Here is a 16,762-nt window from a genome sequence, read left to right on the forward strand (position 1 = left end):
TAGTTAATTAGTCAGTCCGGCAAGTCCCACTTCAAAGCAGGCGCATGGCCTCCTCCAGGGTCAGCACTGCATCATTCGCAGAACGCTGTCCCCATTGCGGCAAGAAGTCTTTGAACTTGGGTGCTGTGCTTGAGTTTTTGCGCGGCACTGTGCAGCTGACCGCCAGAGCCATCGTGGCCCCGGCATTGGCAACATGCGGTGCAAGAGTCAATGGGCCGTGGAGCCTTCTGTACTCTTGCCAGGCCTGGACCTCTTCGAAACTGAGGTTGCATTTCGCTTGCGCGACCGTCCAGCCGCCGACGCCGGCGAGGACAAGCTCGTGGAAGAACTCGTCGGCGGCTGTGAGTTTTTTGGGGAGTTCACCTCATTGATGGCGACCACCATTGCCCAGGCCAGCAAAGGCCACAGGTTGAATGCTTGGTCGTAGCTCAGCTGCTCCTTCTTATCATCGCCCAGGCGAACGCAGACGCTGATCATCTTGGCGCCCTGGCTCCGATCCGGCTCCCCCTTCATGGCGAAGCCCTCCATCACGCCGAACGGCTGGCGCACCACCCAGATGTGGCCCTTGCGCTCCACTCCATCAGGACCGCGCCAGGTGATCTCTTTGCGTACCGGCTCTGTATCAACAAAGCCGCCCTTTTCCATCAGGTCTTGAATGTTCATGGTGTGGGCACCTTCACTACCCACACGGGCTTGGTGGCGCGCTTGATGGTGATGGCACCTTGAATGGGCTCGCCACCGACTTCAAAGCCTACAAAGTTAAAGCGCTTTATATGCCCCTGGAACACGTTCCAGGTGCGAGACGTGGGCAGGTCAAACTCCATCGTGGAACCGGCCTTGACTGTCGCCGGAGCAGTGCCGTCAGACCAGCCCAGCGCCCACAGCAGACGCTCACCAGTGTCATAGAGCTGGTGCAGACGCACGTGGCCAGGATTCTGAGGATTGATGCGGACGGTGACCGCAGACTCACCGGGGGTATTCAACCCTGGGATGGTGGTGTGGTTGTCACGCTCTTCGAGGCATGTGTCCTCCAGATCGTCACGCTCGTCTTCTCCAAAATCAATGGAGATCGCGCAATCAACTTTGATGACCTCATATTCGGTAGGTGCGTCTTTTTTCGGTGCGAGCGCAAAAAAGTCGGAACCCTGCGGGAGGATGCGGTCCATGGCAAGTCCTTTCAAGAAATAGAAAGGGCCGCTCTAGGCGGCCCGTGTGGGTAATCAATGCATCAGCGATTCAGTTGCCATTCAGCGTCAAAGCTGATGCGGTAGACCTTGGTGTCGGGATCTCGCGGGTGCCGACGCCAGGCCGTGATGTAACAGTCCAGCTCAATCGCATCCCGCAACGCCGTGGCCGCCTCCTCGACCATCCTTTGCGCCTGGGCAGGGTCTGCGGCTTTCGCCCAGACATCAATCTGCGTTGTGGTTCGATCAACACTGGGCCGCCCTGCAAGGTGGTTGTAGGGAGCACCACTGACCTCTATCCAGGTCGCATAGGGGTAGGCAACAGTCTTGTCAGTGTTTTCACCCCAAGGGTAGATGCGAGGCTCTGGGGAACCCAGCACGGCCAGCACAGAGGGCGACAGCTTGGCCAGGCGGTACAGCGGCGGCGCATTCATTTCATGCGCCTCACAAGCCGGGTGATGGCCTTGTCCAGCTCTGTGCCAAACAGGGCAATGGCCGCCTCTGCCTGTTGCTCTGCCGCCGGCCGCAAGAAGGGCTGCGGCTTCGCTTGCTCCGTGCCCAGTTCCAACAGGTGCCAGTGCGGGGTGTTGCCCTTGGGGCCTTCATCAGGGTTGCCCTTAGGGATGCGCCCCTTTTCCGTCCCCACCCCGACCGAGATCATCACATCGCCCGTGCGCTTGGAGTAGCGGGACCGAAAGCGCTGAATGATGTTGTCCGCAATCTTTCGCCCTGTGGCCTTGTCATCCAGCCAGATCGCATTGGTCTGCGCCTGGCCGCGCACAAGAGTGGCGGCCTTGCCCAATGCCGAGCGCGCGGGCTTCTTCCGCAGCTCCACAGGCAAGGCCTGCAAGCGCTTGGAGACCTCATCAAATCCGGTCAGCTTGAATTGGATATCAGCCATCGTTGACGCCCTCGCTTACTGGATGTGTCTGGTACTCAAGACCGCTGACCGGATCTGGCAGCACGCCCTCGATGTTGTAGATGCGACCGACATGCACGAAGCGCATGGCTGCGGTGACACGAGCATCGCGCCGCGTGACAATGCGCGCCGTGACTTTGGACTGGCTAGTTGCAGCTGCGATGAACTCCCGGGCCGAGAGTGGTTCTACGCTCGCCCAGAGCTTGGTCACTTCTACCCAGCCCAGATCAATCACGGCGCCCGAGCCAGGATCGCGCCCCGTCTGACGGGACTGCAAGCTGACCAGGTGACGCAGTTTTCCGGCGGCGATCACAGCAAGCTCCCGTCCAGCATGCGCGGCTGGGCATCTTCCTGCGCATCATCAGCCATCTGATCCAGCAGGCAGGCTATGCCCTCCGTCAGCTCCTGCATCGCTTGAGTCTGTCGATTCAGGGCCTCGGCCACTGCCAGGTTGCTCTGGATCAGACGGTGCATGTCCGAGGATTTTCTTCGCTCGCTCATGAGCCAGCTCCTTCATTTTTTGCAGCCACAGGCGGCGCTCTTCGCAGGATGTGCAGGCCATGAAATGCACCTCACCTAAAAGCGCGGTGGGACTGTTATGTCCGCCAGCATGGAACCAAGGAATGGACCTGGCAGTGGGGCTACACCGCCCTGCACGATGACCTCGCGCTGCGCCCATAGAGTGGCTGCGTACATCAGCATCCAAGAGCGCACAGACGGGTATACGGCCAAATCAAGGCCGGCCTTGTAGGTAATGTTCAGTGCGCCACCAGACTTCACCGTTAAGACGCTGACGCGCTGGCCGATCTGCAAGCTGTACTGATCCGGCGAAAGCTGTGCACCGCCATCCAGGGGCTGCACTGAGAGGATCTCATTGGCCTGACCCACGTCCAAAGCACGGGCACAGGAGCCGACAGACCAGACCTCTACATACTCCGCTCCTCGGATTGCCGCGCCAGTTTCAGCCTCGCACTGTGCTGTCACAGTCGGGATGATCAGGTTGGTGATCAAGTTCGACTGGGCCGCTGCAGGGTCTGCCCGCACCCACTCCACCACCTCCGCCAGTGTTAGCACCGGCTCACCGGTGTATCGGATGCGGCGCGCCATGATCAGGGCCGGTCGTCGTCAGAGCCACCAGTGCCGGCGCCGCTGCCATCAGGGGACTTGTCGCTGCCATCGCCGGTGCCCTTGCCATCGGCGGTCTTATTCGCGGGAGTCTTTTCGCCTCCGCCTTCTGCCGCATTCTGCTTTCCGCGCGCGGGCTTGGCTTGAGTCTGCAAATCGGCCAGGCCGGCATCGACCAGGGATTCAGCCGTTTCCTCATCGAAACCGGCCACCTCGCCCTTGTTGTAGCCACGCCATGGCTTCTTGAACGTCACAGCGACTTTTTTATCTTTGCTCATGATGAATATTCCTTGAGGTTGAACCTCCGCCCAGTTGCTACCAGGCGGGAGAGGCGAAGACGCTTAGGCCAGCATCTCCTTGCCCCACTTCACGGCAGTGCCCACGGCGATAGATTCGACGTGACGGGGACCGAAGTCGTTGTGATTGATAACGCGCACCAAAGTCTGGTCACGTTGGAAGGCGCTGACGGTGTCACCGTTGGCGTCCTTGTAAGAGGCTTCGGTGCTATAGGCCAGAGCGAGCTGCCCGGTTTCACCGATGTAGCAATCGGAGTAGTCACCGAAGTAGATTTCGGATTCGTCACCACCCGCCCCCAGGTTGATCGGGATCTGCGTGGACAGCTTGTAGGGGTAGCCCTTGAAGCGGCCTTCATTGATCTCGGGAAAGGCCAGGTTGCCGTTGCCATCACGCACCGTCTGCAGGAAGCGGACAGTTCGCGGATTCATCATCCAGCCGCAACTAGCCAGCTTGGCGTTTGCCAGCTCCACGCGAAGCATCAGGCTGCCACAGAAGGCATCAATGTCCGCCATGGTTGCACCCGCCGGAGCTGCCACCACGTTGAAGGCCGGCGCCCAGTAGCGCAGACCTTTAGGGGTGAGCCCGCCGTTGCCGTTGGAGCGGATGAAGGTGATGTCTTCATACAAGCCAACGCTTGTAAAAAGATCATCCACAACAATCGCGTCCACTTGTGGATTGACGCCCTGGAACTTGAGCAGGTCATTGCTGATAGGCACCAGAGCCGCCAGCTTCTTGGCCTGCAGTTTCAGGTCCTCAAAGGTCATGCCAGACACGGGAATGTCGGTATCCATGCCGATATAGCCAACCGAGGTGTTGCCCTTGACGCGAGGCAGTCCCATGTTGCCGTTGATCAACGGCAACGTCTTCACACCGAAGCTGCGCAGGATGGATACCGGGCGCAGCGATTCAATGACCTCGCGGGCCATGTTTTCTGGGATGAGCACCCCGCCAGCTCCGGGAGTGGTTGTGGACAGCGCCATGACCACGCCCTCGTCCAAACCACCTTGGCGGGCCAGCTCGGCAGCCTGCATCTGGTTGCCTTGAGCCTGAGCGATCATGCGCGCCATCTGCGCGACACGGGTGCCGGCGGGCGCGTTGTCGTGCACGGTGATGTGAGGAGCCGCGGCAGGGGGCGATGCAATGCCACGGCCCGATTCAGTGACCGGCACCGCCGCCGAGGCTGCGAGGCGCTCTGCCGATTCGGCGCGGGCAATTTTTGCGGTCAGGTCAGCCATCTGGCTTTCCAGGGATGTGAACTGTTGCAGCTCTTCAGCCGAGAGGGTTTCGCCGCCAGCTTCCTTCTGTGCCAGGGCTTGCAGCTGGGTATTGAGCTGGGCGCGTTCGCTGCGGAGTTGAGTCACGAGAGACATGGTTTGCTTCCTTGAGGCAATAAAAAAGCCCGCATGGCGATTGCCAGCGGGCCGGGAGATCTGCCGCGAACGCGTCAGAGTTGAACTTGTGCTGCAGCAGCTGCAGCGCGTACAGACAGGCGGCCGCCGCTGGGGCGGTTGGCCCGCGTCACGGCGATGGCGCGGGTGATGTTGTCGAGGGCGTCGGTCGGTGCTTCCAGGCGGTCGGCCAGGCCCAGGCTGATGGCCGCTTGACCTCGATAGACGCCGGCCTCCGTGGCGCGCACTGCATCAGGGCTCAGCCCGCGATATTCCGCAATCGCATCGACGAACATTGCGTAGCCTTCATTGACCAGGCCCTGCAGGTACTGCAGAGACTGCTCCGTGATGGGTTCATGCGGCGAGAGGTCATTCTTGTGGGCGCCAGCGTAGACCGTGGTCACTTTGACGCCGGCCCGCTCCTCCATCACAGAGCGGTCCATGTGCTTGGCGATCACGCCGATGCTGCCCACACCGCTGGTGCGGCTGACCACCAGCTCGGAGCAAGCCGCCCCGATCAAGTAGCCACCGCTGAAGGCCTGAAAGTTGACGATGCCCGTGATGGGCTTTTGCCGACTCATGGCCCGCAGATCCGAGGCCAGTTCAAAAGCACCCGTGGCAGAACCGCCGGGGCTGTCGATGTCCAGGACGATGCGCTCCACCTTGGGATCAGCCACCGCGCGGCGCAGTTCGCTGCGCAGCCCTTCATAGCTGGTCATGGTTTCGCAGACGTTCATGTGAGCGCCACGGCTCACCAGCAGGCCATGCACAGCGATCACTTCCACGCCCGTGGACTCAACGACCGCCCGGCGCTCGGCCTCCTGCCTGGCCAGCGCAGCTGAATAGTCGTCATCGTCGTGCCACATGCGCGGCTCGGCCGGGCCTGGCAGGTTGACGATGTTCAGGTTCATGGTCTGGTTGGCCCAGCGCACGGCCATTTCGACCGTGTCGGGCGTAGCGAGAAGGGGCTGATTGAACAGCAGCCCGGCTGCACGGAGATAGCTCTTCATTGCGGTGCCAGTAGTTTTTCAATTTCGCGCTGCTGACTCTCCAGCTGAGCGCGCACTTGAGGGTTATTGAGATCCGGCGTGCCCTTGCTGGAGTCCACCATGTTCAGCGGCTGCAGGTAGGTATTGCCTCCGGTAATGGGCGGCATGTTTTCCAGGCGCCGGATGTCGTTGACCGACAGCCAGCCCCACTGCCGCCCGATGGCGTAGGCCTCGTAGCGGCTTTTCTGGTCGCCTCGCATGAGGCCGGACAGGTTGAACTCGATGAAGTAGCGGCCCCGGTCCTCATCGAGCAGAAAGTCGCGCATCATTGCGCCCTCGTGCCGCTTGGCCCAGGGCAGCAAGCCAAACACCACCAACTGGATCAGCATCTGTTCAAGGGTGTTGTAGTTCGCCTTCTCCAGGTCGTTGACCATGGGCAGCGGGATCTTGTAGATCCGCGCTATATCCACGCCCGATGTCTTGAGCATGGAGATCATCTCGGCATCGACGTTGGACAGTGAAACCGCTTTGAAGGTCATGCCCTCCTGCAACAGCGCTACTTTCCGAGCATTGTCTGCACCGCTAAATTTGTTGCCCCACTGGTCCAGGATGTCGTTGATTGAGTCCTTGTCCTTGATGGCCACCACTTCCTTCGGCCGTTCAATGACGCCCGACAGACTGGCACCGTTGGCAAACGACTTTCCTGCGAAGGTCCGCACCGTCTGCGCAAGGCCAATGGCATCGGCGTGCAGCTGGATAGGCGACAGCCCCACATAACCGTTATGGCTATGCCAGCGAACGTGATGCACCAGGCGCATAGGCAGCGGTGCACCGGCGCCGGCCACCTGGTAATAGGGCAGCAGATCAGGCCCCTTCAGCACTGTGACCTTGGACGAATCCAGAGGCCATAGCGCCTTGACCTGGCCGTGATCATCACGGTCGATGAAGGAGTAGCTGTTGCCGCGCAGGCCGGCAGCCATTTGCGACAGCTCCACTCTTTCATAGGGGGTCTGGAAGTCGTTGGGCTTGCTGCGCAGGACGTTGTAGAGCGGATGCTCAGTGGCGGAAACCCGTCCACCATCATCCAGGCGCTTATACAGCTCAGCCGGGCAAGAGGCCAAACTCTCAGCCAGCAGCGTGACGCAGTTCTGCAAGATGGGCAGGGCCAACGCAGATTCAGGCGTGACACGCACACCGGAGGCGCTCACCCCGACCGATCCCAGAAAGCCATTCCAGAAACCGCCTTTGCTGTCGACCAAGTCGCCGGTGCCACCACCGCCAAGCAGCGAAGAGAAAAACATGGCGATCCTTTACTTTTGGGCATCGCCCTTGGCGATCAATGCGGCTGCGGCCTTATCCAGCAGCAGCGCATACAACAACAGACCGACCCCGGCCACGCACAGCGCCACCGGGATGCTCCACAGAGCCAGCCCACCAACCAGGAGGGCGAAGCCGAGCACTCCAAACACAAACGAGAGAATCCGCAGCTTCATATCCGCACTCCTGATTCGTAAATGGAAGGTCCGCCCAACTGGGAGCCCTTCCCGCTGATACCGCAAGCCATGACCGAGGCGACGATGCCGTCAATTCGGCCGATGGCCTTGGACTTGTCCACCTTTCGGTTGTTGGCCGGGTCATGAGTCACCACGGCATTTGCCGCATTCCAGGTCAGCACCGGATTGCCGTCATGCATCAGCCGTTCGATATCGGCGTCCTGCTCCGGGATCTGCTCCTCGCCCGACTCATCAGAGTCAAGCTCTGGCGCCCCCAGTAGACGGCGCTCAAACTCATCGACGGCAGGCCCCATGGACTGGTAGCCCTGGCCGAAGCCTTCCATGGGCGGCAACGTGATGTTGTTATCAGTCATGAGCTGCCGCAGGTCTTCAATGCGCCAACGGTCGTAGGCGATCTTTTCAACACCGCCGAAGTACTCGCAGATGCGTTTCAACCGCTTAAGCACAAACAGCTTGCTGACGGCCCGCCCTGGCGTCGTCTCCAGCCAGCGCTCTGCAATCCACGCTCTGTAGGGAACACGGTCCCTTTTCTCCCTGGCATCCAGGTCGTGATCCGGTATCCAGAAATAGGCCATCAGCCGCCAGCATGGGTCCTCAATCGTGGGAAAGAACAGCAGCACAAAGGCCGTTAGGTCGGTGGTGCTGGACAAGTCCAGGCCGCCCACTGCCCTGCGATTTCTGAGCAGCTTCAACGGAAACGGCTCTTCGGCTGCCGTCCATATCTCCCAGTCGATCCAGGGCGATTCGGCCTGCGTCCACACACAAAAGTTCAGGCGCTTCACCTTGGCCTGCTTCGACGGCATCCCCCTGGCACCTTGCACCTGCGCACGCAGATAGGCGTATCCGGGGATGCCTTCACGCTGACCAGGCAGGCGGTATCGCAGCGACGGATTGACCTTGGGCCAGCAGCGCTCGTCCTTAAGCGGGTCCTCGCCCTTATCCAAGGAACAGATGAAGCCGAAGAATCGGTCATCGTGCGCCTTGCCTGTGCACACGTCTGCACCGTAATCGTGATACTGACCGCATGGCGTGTTCTTGTCGCTGCCGCTATTGGTGATCATGATCACCATGGCGCGGCGGCGGCTCTTTGTGCCGGCGATCATCATGTCGATCACCGTGGCCGTCTTGTGCTCGTGCACTTCGTCAATCAGGCCTATATGAGGGCGTGGGCCTGAGGCGCCCTCGTCTGCAGAAATGGTCTTGAAGAAGCTATTCGTGTTCGCGTAGAACAGGTTCCAGACCTTCTCATCCCGGCCCGACTGCACCAGGCGCGAGGCTAGGTCGGGCGACTGGTTGACCATCGCCACCGCATCACGGAACAGGATCTGCGCCTGGTCCTTCTTCGTCGCCGCAGCGTAGATTTCCGCCCGCTGTTCAGCGTCAGCCGTCAGGCCATACAGACCGATACCAGCCACAAGCGGGCTTTTGCCCGAGCCCTTGCCCGTCTCGATGTAGACCACGCGAAAGCGACGCTGCCCGTCATCCATGTACCAGCCGTACAGGCTGCCTACGATGAAGGCCTGCCAGGGCGCCAGCAGGAACGGCTTGCCCTCGTAGTCGCCACCGTTGAGTTTGAGTACATCCTCAAAGTAGCCGATGGCGCGGTCTGCGGATTCCTGACTCCACACCAGGCCGCGCTTGTGACCGGACTTGAGGTCACTGAGATGGCGCTTGCATGCGGCGCGCACCAGTGGGCCAGCGATGATGCGCCCCTGCAGCACGCGGCGCGCGAATTTAAGGACGCGGCAATCAGCTGAAGTAGCGCTTAACGGCGTCCTTTTCGTCATTCCCGAATAACTCCCCTTGCGGCAGCGGCGCAGATTTCATGTTTCGCCGAGCCAGGGGCGACATGCCGAACAGCGCGCCAGCAGCGTTCGCGCGCTTTTCCGCGTCGTTTGCCAACTGGCGCCAGACGCTGATCTGCCTTGCGCCCGTGGCGTAGGTCTGCACATCGCCGCTTTCTGGATCTGCCAGGTTCTTCTTGGCGATCAATTCACGGAAGCGGCGCCAGTCGGCCACGGCCTCGCAGTAGGAGGCCAGGGCCATCATGTCCAGCTGATGCACCCAGCCCAGCGTGAGCAAATCGACCACCACGCGGCGCCACTCATCCTGTGCGGCCGGGCTGAGGAATTCCGGCATCGGCGGCTCGCTCGATGCGACCGTCTGTGCCTCCACTTCGCGGAGCAGGTCAGCCGCGTTTTTTTTGCTGGCATTTCCGCCTGCAAGGTGCAGAAAAGAGGGTTTGGCGCTGCGGCCAGAGTTTGCGTTTCCAGCCATACAGGCCTCCTGACTTGATACCCCCCTCCCCATATTTCCCGCATTTTGCGAACGGAGAGGGGCTGTCGGTCTTGAACCTTCAAGGGGTCGAATTTTTCACCCCCCCTCCCCCTCGGGTCGGCATCGGTTCCATGGGTGAAACGGGTCTGATGGGCGCCCTGAAGGGTCGCATCCAGGCACCCGACCGGACTTTTCAGCCCGCTGCTTCACCGAGTCATGGCAGAGCTTGCACAAGGGCTGCCAGTTGGACCGGCTCCAGAACAACTGCTGAGCTGCAGCAAGGCGGGCCGGATCTCCCGACTCCCTGGCCTCGCGCAGTCGCGGCGCTTCGATGTGGTCAACAACAGATGCGGGCACCAGGTCTCCCTGCTTTGCATGCTCTGCACACAATGGGTTGTCACGCAGGAACTGATCGCGGGCCTGCTGCCATGCGTAGTTGTAGCCACGCGAGTGCGAGCTGCCTCGCCGGTCATCATGCGCACGTTTGCTGGCGTTGCTCATAGTTGCTCCGAGGGGGAGGACAAAAGAAAACCCCGCACAGCGCAAACTGGCGGGGTTTCCGAGCAAGGACTCAGCGGTTAGGGGCACTGAGCACTAGCTTGCCGCAAATGTACTGCAACTCTCTATGTGGAAAAACTCCCCTGCTGCTGCGCATAGGGCCGTTTTCGCTCTTTCTCTTGGGCCAGCGCCACCAACCAGGCATCGATGGCGCGGTCTGCTGCATCCAGCTGCGCATGCACCGTTGACGGGGCTCGGCCTATCTTGCGTGCGGTGCCCGTCACGCCCAGGTCACGGACATAGATCCAGTGCAGCGTCTCATACAGATGCTGCTTGCCACCCTTGAGCGACTCCACCGCCTTGTCAGTCTCCTCGGCCTCCAGGTGCAGCACCGGCATGACGGACTCCCGGCTCTTCTGCGGCTGCTCAGCGCTGGCACCCCACACGGCCAGGATGTTCTGAGATGGAAAGCCCAGCCCATGGTTGTCACGCCGCGCCCGCCACAGCGCCCAATTGTTCAGGCGGCGCTTGATGTGCTCGATCCGCGCCATGGTCAGGACCCTCCCAGATCACCATGGCCGGCGATCATGCACACGTGTGCACAACCAAAGCGAGCCATCAAGCGCGACACCTCAACCGCCCGAGCAAACCGAGTGAACGGCGCACCGACAACCTCACCACCCTCGCAGGCCCAGAAGAAGTCGGGCCGGCCAGTCAGCCCCATGCGCACGATGCCCCACACAGACTTGTCCTTCTCGGCGTAGCGCAGGATCGTCTTGTAAACCTCGGGCATCTTGGCCCTGATTCGGTGCTGCCCCTGTGTGATCAACCAACGCTCATGTTCTGACCACTGACTGCTCACTTTCTGATCTGTTGTCCCTTTGTCCATTCTGTCCACCCTTTGTATATAGAGTTCAGAGAACCCGCCTGCAAGCCACGCGCACGCGCACCTGCACCCCTAACGCATCGGCCTGTGCCCGCCCGCCAGTCCAACTTCGCAGACACCAGGACACCGCAACCATTCGGCAATGCAGCAGCCTCAACCCTGAAAATCAGGAGAAGGGGTATCTGGTGAGGTCCATGCAAAACGCGTGGACATCGTGGACATGGACAGACATCAACCGATAGGCACACCAAAGCAGGCCGTCCCCGCCACTGCACCGCAGGCCTGGCACACCATTGCCATAGCCACTACGTGGACGCGAATCACGCCTCCAGCCACGTAGGCAGTGCAGCGCGATTCAGGCGCTGCCCTCCATTGAAAAGATTGGTAATCAGAAGGGCGCATCGTCCCCGTCCCATGCCACGGCGTGGTCAGGCGCAAAGTCAGCCGGCAGGGGCGGAGCAACATAAGTCACGCCCTCTTCCACGACAGCGGCCGGAGCCATCGCTGGCGCCTGCTCATCCAAACCACCCACACGCTCTTGCGGCGGCCAGTTCTTCGGGCGCACATAGCCCCAAGGCCTCGGCGCCACACTGCTACGCTTGCGCTCCCAGCCCTCATGCTTGAGCCAGCTGGTGATCTGCCCCTGCAGTCCAGGCGGCGCCTTGGCCGGGTCTGCACCCAAGGCCTGCACCAACTGCGGCAAGGTCACAAAGTCGGCCAGTTCATTGACCACGCTCTGGATACCGTTCTGCATGGGCACACGAGTCAGCACATACAGCAGCTCGCCATCGACGGCGGTTTCCACCAGGCGGCTCTCCTGCATCGGCTTGAACAGGCGCTCCTCCTGCTCACCCGTGGGCGAGTAAGCCTCGCCCTGCAGATAGCGGGCAAAAGCCTCGGCCAGCAGCTGCTCGCGGTACTTGGCCACGAACTCGGTATTGATCTGGCGCTTGACCGGGATCGGCCAGAAGCGCCGGTTGCCCGTGCGGTCGCGCAGGTACGTGTCCTCATTGGTGGTGCCCACCAGCACGCACTGGCGCGGGAAGGACTCCACCGTGCTGCCATAGGCCACCCGGTAGCGATCCACCTTGGCCGAGATAAAGGCCTTGATCGCGCCCACCTCCGACTTGCTGAAATGGGTCAGCTCGGCAATCTCATACAGCCACAGGCCTTGCACCTGCTCCTGCGCTTCCTTGCCCTTGCCCACTTCAAATGGCGTATCGCTGAAATATTCGCTGGTGGCCAGCGTCTCCACCAGGGTGGATTTGCGCAAGCCCCCGTTGCCCTCCAGCACCGGGCAATAGTCAAACTTGCACCCCGGCTCCATCACGCGGTAGACCATGCCCAGCAGCCAGAACCGGCCCACCAGGCCCAGGTACTCAAACAGCGCGGGCTTGATCGTGTCGGGCTTCTCGCCCAGCACATGCACTAGCCAGTTGTCCACGCGCGGCTTGCCGTCCCACGTCAGGCCGGTCAGGTAATCCCTGATCGGGTGATACCGGCGCGTGGCCGCGACCGTCAACATGCCCTCTTCCAGCGCGGCCTTGCTGATGCTCGGCAGCCCATAGGTATCGGTCAGCCACTTGCCCAGCAGCAAAGAGTCGGCATTGCGAACCTCGCCGGGCTTGGCATAGGGCCAAGGCCAAGCCTTGCGGCACTGCACCGTATTGCGCAGCTCATCAAAGCCCAGCACATCCTTGATGTCCGGCAGGCGCTCCAGGCAGCGAATCACAAACTTGCGCGAGACATTCCAGCGCGACTTCTCGCTGTCGTAGTAGTACGACATCCAGCTCGGCACCAGATAGCCGCCGATCTTGACCATATCGTCGTCAAAATCGTCGTCATCAGTGCCGCCCGTGCCAACGGGATCATCGCTTTTTGGCGGCTTGCCACCGCTGCCACCCGCTGGGGCAGGAGCGTCAGCCTGAGCCGGCGCGTCTGCAGGCGCATCCACAACCGGCAAGGGCTGCGCGCGGCCGAAGAAGGCCAGCACATCCTCACCCGTCCAGCCTTCATCGGTGATGGCGTCCTTGCAGTCCCAGCCGCTGGGCTTCGCGCCTGGCTCAGGAATGGGCAACAGCTGCACAGTGCAGCCCTGCTCCGCCACCAGATGCGCGCCGATACCCAGCATCGCCCCCATGCCGGGCTGCTTGTGTGCAGGCAACAGGGGCTTGGTCAGCTGCAGCGCTTCCTTGGCTACAGGGTCATCTTTCACACTGGCTTGCTCATCGCGCGTCAGGCGCTCACGCTGGGCATCGCAGTCAGGCCACAGCAGCACGGTGGCCCTGGCCAGCCAGTCCCAGCCTGCCTTCTTCCACGCCTTGCTGCCACCAGCCCAGCTGGCCACGCAATAAATGCCGGGCGACACTGCATCCAGCACCTGCTGCAGCACATCCGCCTTCAGCTCCCCCTCAACCAAAATGACCGTGCGGCCATCGGGCAGGGCATGACTGGGGAAGTACAGCGGGCGCGGCTCGTCCCAAGTTTTCCACTTCCAAGACCGCGAGCCATCCCGCGCACTGCTGCAGAAGGTATAGGGCAGCGTGTCCTTGCTGTCATCGCTGGTGCGGTAACGCATCACAAAGCCATGCAGGTCATCACCAACGCGGTACTCGGCCTTGTGCTCCAGATCCTGAGGTTGACGATGATGATGGGCAAAGGTCGGCTGCTGTGCGTTCTCAGGCACTGGGCGCAGCGTGCTCCACTCTTCCTTTTGGCTGGTCTTGTCAGCCTTGGGCGCAGGTGCTGGGCGCGGGTTCGCTGCTGGCACCACGGCGGCACCGCTGGCCTGCTTCACCAGCCCGGCCACGCTCTCCAGCTTCTCTTCGCGCGCCACCTGAATGGCAGCCTTGGCGTTGCTCAGGCCATGAATAGCTGCATACAGGCCGATCAGATCGTTGCCTTGCTCGCCAGTCGCAAAGTCGGCCCACTTCCCGGTTTTCACATTGACGCTGCAGCTATGTCCGTGCCCGCCGCTCAAGTCGGCGCACCGGTACTCATGCCCGTCAAACTGCCCACCAGGCAGCCAGCGCGGCACCAGATTCTCTGCATCGGCCAAAAGCGATTCACGCAGCGGGCCGAACTGAATGGGCGGCAAAGGTTCACGGTGCTGGCTCATGCAGCACCCCCTTGCCATCCCTGATAGAACTTCAACACGCCGGCGTCCCTAACACCGGCAGCGTGTGCCAAAACCATTCATTACCCCCAGAGCTGCATGGCCTGCGAAAGGCCAACGAAATCCGCCTCATTGGCGGCATTAATTTGATGTGGCAGCGCGTACTCGGCTGCCGGTCGATTGCGCCTAGGCACCTTTCGCTGCCCACAAATCACAAGGCGGCCATAGCGCTTCATCTTTGGGACCGTGTTGCGGATGGCGTTGAAGGCCACGGGTGCCGAAGCCATCAAATGGGCGGCAATCTCTGCCAGGGTCGGGCTGCGCTCAGGCGTCCAGAGCTGCTCCACGGCCTGCTCGATGGCCAGGCTGATTTCTCCTGCGGGCCTCATCGCACACCACCCTTGCCCCAGCGGGCCGTGGTATCTGCGTTCTGGGATTTCAGGTCTTCCATCAGCACATGCCCTGCAGCCAGCACGCAGGCCCAGGCGGCATAGCAATCGCGCAGCTCGTTATCGCAAAGCACGCCGTCAGCACGCGCCTTGGTCACCACACCCACCAGGTCGGCGCATTCATGCATCACCTTCGCCAGGCTCTCCAGCGTGATCTGGCCGCGCTCCACACTGGGCAGCGGCACCAGCATCTGGCCCACGCGGGCAGCCTGCAGTTGCAGAAGCTCCAGCGCACCAGGCGCACCCACGTCGTGGCAAAACTCCATAGCCTCTTGCGCGTCCTGCAAACCCAGCTTGAAGCCCGCTGCGCCGCGAATTTCCTTGTCCAGGGTGCTGTGCGGCTTTTTCATTCGCTCTGCCAGCACAGTCAAGCCGCCGGGGTAGTTGCGCGCCATGCGGCGCAATGCGTCGTTCAGTTCCATATCCACCCCCAGGCCTTATTCGCCATAGCTGCAGGAGCCATGTGCAAGCACACTGCCCCCATGAATAAAGAAGCCCACCACCCGCAGCACAACAAGCCGCACACACCTGCCCGCGTGTGCAGCACCTTGATAGAGCGAGGAGACAAAGCGCCCGGCAGCTGTGCAGCTCCGATATGGGCGGTGGACGAAGTGATAAATCGAGAGAGCGGTAATGAAACTAGTCACGACTACTCCCCTGGCTGGAGTAATCCAGGCGTTGCGGGCCAATAGACAGACCAGTCAGATGGGCGGAGTTCCTGCAAGGAAATGCCCGTCAACCCACTTACCTGAACGCAATATCTCGTGGGAACACCAGCAACCCGCCAGCTCTGCACAGCTTGGTATGAAGGAGCAGAGACTTTCTTTGCTGCCTCAACGGGTCCACCAAGAAGCGAGATAGCCTTAGCTGCGGCTGATCGCGCAGCTTCCTTAGTTTCGATCGGAGCTTGAGTGGGCATAGTTCACCTATACAAGAATAACTAGCATGCTAGTTTATCTTGCATAGACTTGCAAGCACTCACAAGGAACACTTGTGCAATGACTATCCACCAAATAATTAAAAAAGAGCGCGAGGCTCGCGGCTGGTCCATGCAGCACCTTGCTGAGGAAATAGCAAAGGCCGAGGGACTTGCGAAACCCTTAGCATGGCAAACGATCCAGCAATGGGAAAAGCAAGATGGATCTGCAACGGCACCCAAGCGAACCCGATTGGAAGTGCTTGCACGCATCTTTGGGATGAGCGTCGCCCAACTTATGGGCGAAGTCGACACATCGAAAAGTGAACACAGTCCGACAGCTCTTACTGAGAGACTCGGAATCCAGCTCTATCACGCGCCCGATGCGGTGATTGTTCCAATCCTCTCTAACGGTGGCAGCATGGGGCCCGGAAATGATGTGCTCGACACGGATGTGATCGTTGGTGACATGGCGCTGTCACCTCATTGGATAAATCAGTACATCAAGCCTCAGAACCCGATGGAGTTGCGGTTTATCCATGCGCACGGCGACAGCATGAACCCGACGTTCACTGATGGTGACGTTCTTCTGGTCGATACCGGCTCTGGTGCTCGTGACCCCTCTTCTCGCGAAGGCGTCTATGTCCTTCAGGTTGATGGCAAGAACTACATCAAGCGGGTAACACCCTTGCTTAGCGGGCGACTGCAAGTAACTAGTGACAACCCAAGCTCGAAAGCCGTCGAAATACTCAACGGAGACCATGAAATCCAAGTTCTCGGCCGTGTCGTTTGGGCCTGGAACGGGAAAAAGCTCTGACTATCTAACATGTGCAACACAAATTAATCACTAGTTTTACTTGCATACTAGTTTTGCTTGTGGCACATTCTGCTCATCACTACTTGGTGATGGGCTCCACGGCATCGACCGGGCCAGCCCCGGTCGTTAACAAGAGAGAGTGATGAGGAATGCCTGCACGTCCATACAGTCAATGTGCTGTATGGACGTGCAGACGTATGCACAAATACGCCAAAAGCCAGTGAAAAGGTGGAGTCTCGCGTCTATTGGAGCTATAACAACCTTCAATCAAAGGTACATTTCAAGCGGCTTTAAAATTGCAAAAAAGAGATGTTTTTGAAGCCGACATCAATCCCATCAATGGTCTTCAGCTATCAATAGCATAGAACCATGATGGCAGACAGCGAAA

General features: G+C 60.4%; 21 protein-coding genes. 1 reads left to right on the forward strand and 20 read right to left on the reverse strand.

Annotated features, from left to right (window positions below):
- Positions 1 to 207: 207 nt before the first annotated feature.
- From JAO85_RS17340 to JAO85_RS17435, 20 genes are all read right to left on the reverse strand, one after another.
- Complete coding sequence (locus tag JAO85_RS17340; protein ID WP_202788612.1) at positions 208 to 663, reverse strand: phage tail assembly chaperone family protein, TAC; 456 nt, start codon at positions 661 to 663, stop codon at positions 208 to 210.
- Positions 660 to 1,166 (reverse strand): phage tail tube protein, encoded by a 507-nt coding sequence (locus JAO85_RS17345; protein WP_052263575.1) that lies wholly within the window; start codon positions 1,164 to 1,166, stop codon positions 660 to 662. Before JAO85_RS17345 ends, JAO85_RS17340 begins: the two co-directional genes overlap by 4 nt.
- A gap of 62 nt (positions 1,167 to 1,228) precedes the next feature.
- Positions 1,229 to 1,618 (reverse strand): DUF3168 domain-containing protein, encoded by a 390-nt coding sequence (locus tag JAO85_RS17350; protein ID WP_202788613.1) that lies wholly within the window; start codon positions 1,616 to 1,618, stop codon positions 1,229 to 1,231.
- Complete coding sequence (locus tag JAO85_RS17355; RefSeq protein ID WP_003069302.1) at positions 1,615 to 2,085, reverse strand: HK97-gp10 family putative phage morphogenesis protein; 471 nt, start codon at positions 2,083 to 2,085, stop codon at positions 1,615 to 1,617. Before JAO85_RS17355 ends, JAO85_RS17350 begins: the two co-directional genes overlap by 4 nt.
- Complete coding sequence (locus tag JAO85_RS17360) at positions 2,078 to 2,416, reverse strand: phage head closure protein (protein ID WP_202788614.1); 339 nt, start codon at positions 2,414 to 2,416, stop codon at positions 2,078 to 2,080. Before JAO85_RS17360 ends, JAO85_RS17355 begins: the two co-directional genes overlap by 8 nt.
- On the reverse strand, positions 2,413 to 2,604 hold the full coding sequence (locus JAO85_RS17365) for a hypothetical protein (protein ID WP_131361380.1): 192 nt from the start codon (positions 2,602 to 2,604) through the stop codon (positions 2,413 to 2,415). The genes JAO85_RS17360 and JAO85_RS17365 overlap by 4 nt, the downstream gene beginning before the upstream one ends.
- A 75-nt stretch (positions 2,605 to 2,679) precedes the next feature.
- Positions 2,680 to 3,210, reverse strand: a complete 531-nt coding sequence (locus JAO85_RS17370) for a phage gp6-like head-tail connector protein (RefSeq protein ID WP_202788615.1) — start codon at positions 3,208 to 3,210, stop codon at positions 2,680 to 2,682.
- Between the two features lie 2 nt (positions 3,211 to 3,212).
- Positions 3,213 to 3,506, reverse strand: coding sequence for a hypothetical protein (locus tag JAO85_RS17375; RefSeq protein WP_202788616.1), 294 nt, complete (start codon positions 3,504 to 3,506; stop codon positions 3,213 to 3,215).
- A 63-nt stretch (positions 3,507 to 3,569) separates the two neighbouring features.
- The gene (locus JAO85_RS17380) at positions 3,570 to 4,895 is read right to left on the reverse strand and encodes a phage major capsid protein (protein ID WP_202788617.1); all 1,326 of its coding nucleotides are present in this window, start codon (positions 4,893 to 4,895) and stop codon (positions 3,570 to 3,572) included.
- 74 nt (positions 4,896 to 4,969) lie between these two features.
- The gene (locus JAO85_RS17385; protein ID WP_202788618.1) at positions 4,970 to 5,923 is read right to left on the reverse strand and encodes a S49 family peptidase; all 954 of its coding nucleotides are present in this window, start codon (positions 5,921 to 5,923) and stop codon (positions 4,970 to 4,972) included.
- Positions 5,920 to 7,203: a phage portal protein gene (locus JAO85_RS17390; protein ID WP_202788619.1), complete on the reverse strand. Its 1,284-nt coding sequence runs from the start codon at positions 7,201 to 7,203 to the stop codon at positions 5,920 to 5,922. The genes JAO85_RS17385 and JAO85_RS17390 overlap by 4 nt, the downstream gene beginning before the upstream one ends.
- A gap of 9 nt (positions 7,204 to 7,212) precedes the next feature.
- Positions 7,213 to 7,395 (reverse strand): hypothetical protein, encoded by a 183-nt coding sequence (locus tag JAO85_RS17395; RefSeq protein WP_045839877.1) that lies wholly within the window; start codon positions 7,393 to 7,395, stop codon positions 7,213 to 7,215.
- The gene (locus JAO85_RS17400; protein ID WP_202788620.1) at positions 7,392 to 9,203 is read right to left on the reverse strand and encodes a terminase large subunit; all 1,812 of its coding nucleotides are present in this window, start codon (positions 9,201 to 9,203) and stop codon (positions 7,392 to 7,394) included. Before JAO85_RS17400 ends, JAO85_RS17395 begins: the two co-directional genes overlap by 4 nt.
- Positions 9,166 to 9,693: a P27 family phage terminase small subunit gene (locus JAO85_RS17405; RefSeq protein ID WP_045839879.1), complete on the reverse strand. Its 528-nt coding sequence runs from the start codon at positions 9,691 to 9,693 to the stop codon at positions 9,166 to 9,168. The genes JAO85_RS17400 and JAO85_RS17405 overlap by 38 nt, the downstream gene beginning before the upstream one ends.
- A gap of 623 nt (positions 9,694 to 10,316) precedes the next feature.
- Positions 10,317 to 10,742, reverse strand: a complete 426-nt coding sequence (locus JAO85_RS17410; protein WP_202788621.1) for a hypothetical protein — start codon at positions 10,740 to 10,742, stop codon at positions 10,317 to 10,319.
- Positions 10,743 to 10,744: 2 nt separating this feature from the next.
- Positions 10,745 to 11,080, reverse strand: coding sequence for a hypothetical protein (locus JAO85_RS17415; RefSeq protein ID WP_052263572.1), 336 nt, complete (start codon positions 11,078 to 11,080; stop codon positions 10,745 to 10,747).
- Between the two features lie 385 nt (positions 11,081 to 11,465).
- Positions 11,466 to 14,195: a VapE domain-containing protein gene (locus JAO85_RS17420; protein WP_202788622.1), complete on the reverse strand. Its 2,730-nt coding sequence runs from the start codon at positions 14,193 to 14,195 to the stop codon at positions 11,466 to 11,468.
- Between the two features lie 80 nt (positions 14,196 to 14,275).
- Positions 14,276 to 14,581, reverse strand: coding sequence for a hypothetical protein (locus JAO85_RS17425; RefSeq protein ID WP_202788623.1), 306 nt, complete (start codon positions 14,579 to 14,581; stop codon positions 14,276 to 14,278).
- Positions 14,578 to 15,063 carry a phage regulatory CII family protein gene (locus JAO85_RS17430; RefSeq protein ID WP_202788624.1) on the reverse strand — a complete coding sequence of 162 codons (486 nt, stop codon included), beginning with the start codon at positions 15,061 to 15,063 and terminating at the stop codon, positions 14,578 to 14,580. Before JAO85_RS17430 ends, JAO85_RS17425 begins: the two co-directional genes overlap by 4 nt.
- A 227-nt stretch (positions 15,064 to 15,290) precedes the next feature.
- Positions 15,291 to 15,560 carry a YdaS family helix-turn-helix protein gene (locus tag JAO85_RS17435; RefSeq protein WP_202788625.1) on the reverse strand — a complete coding sequence of 90 codons (270 nt, stop codon included), beginning with the start codon at positions 15,558 to 15,560 and terminating at the stop codon, positions 15,291 to 15,293.
- 79 nt (positions 15,561 to 15,639) lie between these two features.
- Between JAO85_RS17435 and JAO85_RS17440 the strand changes: the two genes are divergently transcribed.
- Positions 15,640 to 16,374 (forward strand): helix-turn-helix transcriptional regulator, encoded by a 735-nt coding sequence (locus JAO85_RS17440; RefSeq protein ID WP_237734893.1) that lies wholly within the window; start codon positions 15,640 to 15,642, stop codon positions 16,372 to 16,374.
- The last annotated feature ends 388 nt before the right edge of the window (positions 16,375 to 16,762 follow it).

The organism is Comamonas sp. NyZ500, assembly GCF_016772095.1.
Classification (GTDB): Bacteria; Pseudomonadota; Gammaproteobacteria; order Burkholderiales; family Burkholderiaceae_C; genus Comamonas; species Comamonas thiooxydans.